Here is a 3512-nt window from a genome sequence, read left to right as displayed (position 1 = left end):
GGAGGCCGTGAGGGGCATGTCGATCTCGGACTTGGTCATGCCGGCCATGGTCTTCTTGACGAACTCGAGGTTGTCCTCGATGGAGTCCAGCTTCTCGCGGACGATCTGCGGCATGTGCTGGCCGCGGATGCCGGCCTCGGCGATGTACTGGTCGGTGAACTCGGCGCGGGCGCCGGGGACCTGGTCGAACACCTCCGCGACGAGGTTCTCGAGGTAGAGGACCTCCACGCCCTGGTCCCTCAGGATCTGGGCGAAGGTGTCGTGCTCCTGCTGTGCGACCTCCAGGAACGGGACGTCGTCGAACAGGAGTCGCTCGAGCTCGTCGGGCGGCAGGTTGAGGAGCTCGTCGCCGGGACGGTGCAGGCAGACCTTCCTGAGCTTGCCGATCTCGGAAGGCACGTGCAGACCTTTCGTCATGGCCTCCTACCTTTCTTTCGGGCCCTTGTCAGGGCCGATTCGTTAGCGCCCCTCCGTGTGAGGCGTTATTGCTGACGACATATTTATATCCAAAATCAGTCCATACTTCCACCTCGCCCCCGAACGGTTTTATATGAGGGGTGAACGGCATACACATATACTTCACGCATGGCACACTTTGATTTAATAAAGTGTATTTACGTGCTTAAACGCTTTTTTAACCGAAAAATCAATTGGAACTAATCTTTGTTAAACCACCCTCAAATTGCATATTTCACGCAATGATATGAATAGAATTCGCAATTCTCGCTGTGTCTCAACCATTTTGATTTTTATTCAAAAGAAAGTTCGTCCTATTCATTTTTGGTAAACAGATTACCGTTTACCAGACGTTGGATACCGTTCACCGGAAGCTCAGTATAAGGCCCGTCGAATACCCGATCGAGCTTGCGTCTCCATTTGTAACAACTTGACTTTTTCGGCGGCAAAGACAAACAGACCCGCTCCTCCAAAGGGAGCGGGTCTGCATTCGGTACACCTAGGGCCCAGTAAGGTTTAGGCCTTCGAGAACCTCAAGGGACTAGCGATCGAACTCGGCCAGCGCCTCGCCCAGAAGCCTCAGGCCCTCGCGAAGAACATCTTCGCTCGCGCAGTAGCCCAGGCGCGCTCCACAGGGAAGCTCAAAACGGCTACCAGGAACCAACAGCACTCCCCTCTCGGCCAGCAGGCGCTTGCAGAACTCCTCGTCATCCTCGGGAATATCCAGCTGGATAAACGAGGTGGACACGCCCTGCGGGGCCGTCCAGGAAACACGATGCTGCGTATCGATCCAAGCCTGTGCGATATCGCGGTTACCAAACACGATCTTGCGGTTACGCTCGAGAATCTTGTCCTTGTGCTCGAGCACGTAGGTCGCCAAAGCATCGTTAAACACGCCACTGCAGATCATGGTGTAGTCGCGGTAGGTGCGGATGCGGTTAGACATTTCTTCGTCCGCAACGACCCAGCCCACGCGAGCTGCAGGCGTCGAATAGGTCTTAGACACCGAGTTGGTGACAATGGCCCTCTCATACACGTCGGCCATCGACATAAAGGACTCGGTGTTCTCGAGCGGCAGATACACCTCATCGCACAGCACGTAGGCGCCCACCGAATGGGCAATCTCGGCAATCTGACCGAGCATATCGGCATCAAGCACCGTACCGATGGGATTCGATGCGTTATTGATGCAGATGAGCTTGGTGTTGGGGCGAACGAGGCGCTTGAGTTCCTCGATATCGGGTTTCCATCCGAGCTCCTCGCGAAGCTCCCAATACTCGACCTCAGCGCCGAGCGTACGCGGGATCTCATAGAGCGGCGCATAGGTAGGCCACTCGGCAATCACGTGATCGCCGGGCCCGACAACGGCCATGATGGCGTTGAGGTTGGCACCCGTGCAGCCATTGGTCTGCAGAATGTGATCGGGATTGACCTCGCGACGATACAGCTTGGCGACCTCGGCCTTAAACTCCGGTGAACCCTCGATCCAACCGTAGTTCATCTTCTCGCGATCCAGGCGCTCGTAGAACGTGGCGCCGTCCTGCTCGTCGAGCGCGCGCAGCTCGCCCATGGCAAGCGAGGAGATCGTCGATTGGGCAATGTCCCACGTAGCGGTCTTCTCCCAAACGTTGAGCCATTCCTCAACGCCAATTGTCTTGATATCCATGACTAAGCTCCAATCGCTAGAACACGGGAATGATGCCGGCAAAGGTCATGGGAATCGAAATGATGCCCAAAAGGCAAAGAAACCGACACCGTTGGGGTATCAACGTGACCGCCTCTAGACATAATGGACACCTTATCTGATGCTAATTTAGCTTATTAGATCAAAACCACCCCTAAAAGGGGTGGTTTGCTCTTAGGGTATAACCCTTGGATTTCCGGCACGCGTCTAAAGGCGCCGGCCCTCACGGGGTTCGGGCCGCACTGCAGATTGACCCGTGACGGGCCGGTCAAACCGGCGCTATTTACGCCCCGGCCCCCTACCGAAGGGGTCCTCGTACTCCTTGACGCTCAGCCGGTCGATCGCGATGTCGGCCTTCTCCTGCTCCCGGATGTACTTCGCGATGGTGGCCTCGTTCAGGCCGACGGTGGACACGTAGTAGCCCTCGGCCCAGAACTTCCTGTTGCCGAACTTGTACTTCATGTTCGCGTGCTTGTCGAATACCATCAGCGAGCTCTTCCCCTTCAGGTAGCCCATCACGCTCGATACGCTGTACTTCGGCGGTATCGCCAGCAGCATGTGGACGTGGTCGGGCATCAGGTGCCCCTCGATGATCTCTATCCCCTTGTACTGGCAGAGCTTCCTGAAGATCTCCCCAAGGTCGGACCTTATTTGGTTGTAGATGACTTTGCGCCTATACTTCGGCGTGAACACGACGTGGTACTTGCACATCCACTTCGTGTGCGACAGGCTGTAGGCCTTCTGGGCCATACGCCACCACCGCCCTCTCGACTCGGATTCCCTGCGGCCTGAACAATCGCAAGTGTCCGGCGAGGGGGCGGCTTTGTAAAGCCGTTTGGCCCCACCCGCATAGCGGGTGGTTTCTGATGCGGCGCGCTGCGCGCCCCGCACAGGCTAAAGCCCATAAACAAGAATGGGGCGGTGCGAGAACCCGCACCGCCCCATTTGGAGACATCTAATGGCAGCTAGATGTTTGTATTAAGACCCGTACGGGCCTTTGAAAACCTTAGAGGTCCTCGCGCCAGAAGGGCATGCTCATGCAGCGCGGGCCGCCGCGGCCGCGGGAGAGCTCGGCGGAGGGCACGACGAGAAGGTCCAGGCCCTCCTTGTACAGCACGTCGTTGGTGACGGTGTTGCGGGCGTAGACGCAGATCTTGCCGGGCTCGACGCACAGGGTGTTGGAGCCGTCGTTCCACTGCTCGCGGGAGGCCGCGATCGGGTCGCCGCCGCCGCAGGGGATCAGCTTGACCTGGTCGACGCCGGTGGCGTCCTCCAGGACGTGCTCGAGGGTGTCCTCGATCAGGCGGATGTTCACGTCGCCCGGGTTCTTGCCGGCGGTCAGCTCGTAGACGCGCAGGGTGCCCATGAGTGG

4 protein-coding genes are annotated in these 3512 nt (G+C 57.8%); all 4 read right to left on the bottom strand.

The window, feature by feature from the left end; translation table 11 throughout:
* The coding region (locus tag HMPREF9463_RS06575; protein ID WP_035137937.1) for an arginine deiminase family protein at positions 1–417 on the bottom strand (417 nt) is incomplete at its 3' end.
* A gap of 580 nt (positions 418–997) precedes the next feature.
* Positions 998–2122 (bottom strand): aminotransferase, encoded by a 1125-nt coding sequence (locus HMPREF9463_RS06570; RefSeq protein ID WP_035137935.1) that lies wholly within the window; start codon positions 2120–2122, stop codon positions 998–1000.
* Between the two features lie 297 nt (positions 2123–2419).
* Positions 2420–2890, bottom strand: coding sequence for an IS200/IS605 family transposase (tnpA, locus tag HMPREF9463_RS06565; protein WP_035137934.1), 471 nt, complete (start codon positions 2888–2890; stop codon positions 2420–2422).
* Between the two features lie 256 nt (positions 2891–3146).
* Positions 3147–3512: arginine deiminase family protein (locus HMPREF9463_RS06560; RefSeq protein ID WP_232219767.1), on the bottom strand; the 366-nt coding region annotated here is incomplete at its 5' end.

The organism is Collinsella sp. 4_8_47FAA (assembly GCF_000763055.1).
Classification (GTDB): Bacteria; Actinomycetota; Coriobacteriia; order Coriobacteriales; family Coriobacteriaceae; genus Collinsella.
The sequence above is the reverse complement of the archived record's forward strand: the minus strand, read 5'-3'. Positions and strand labels throughout refer to the sequence as shown.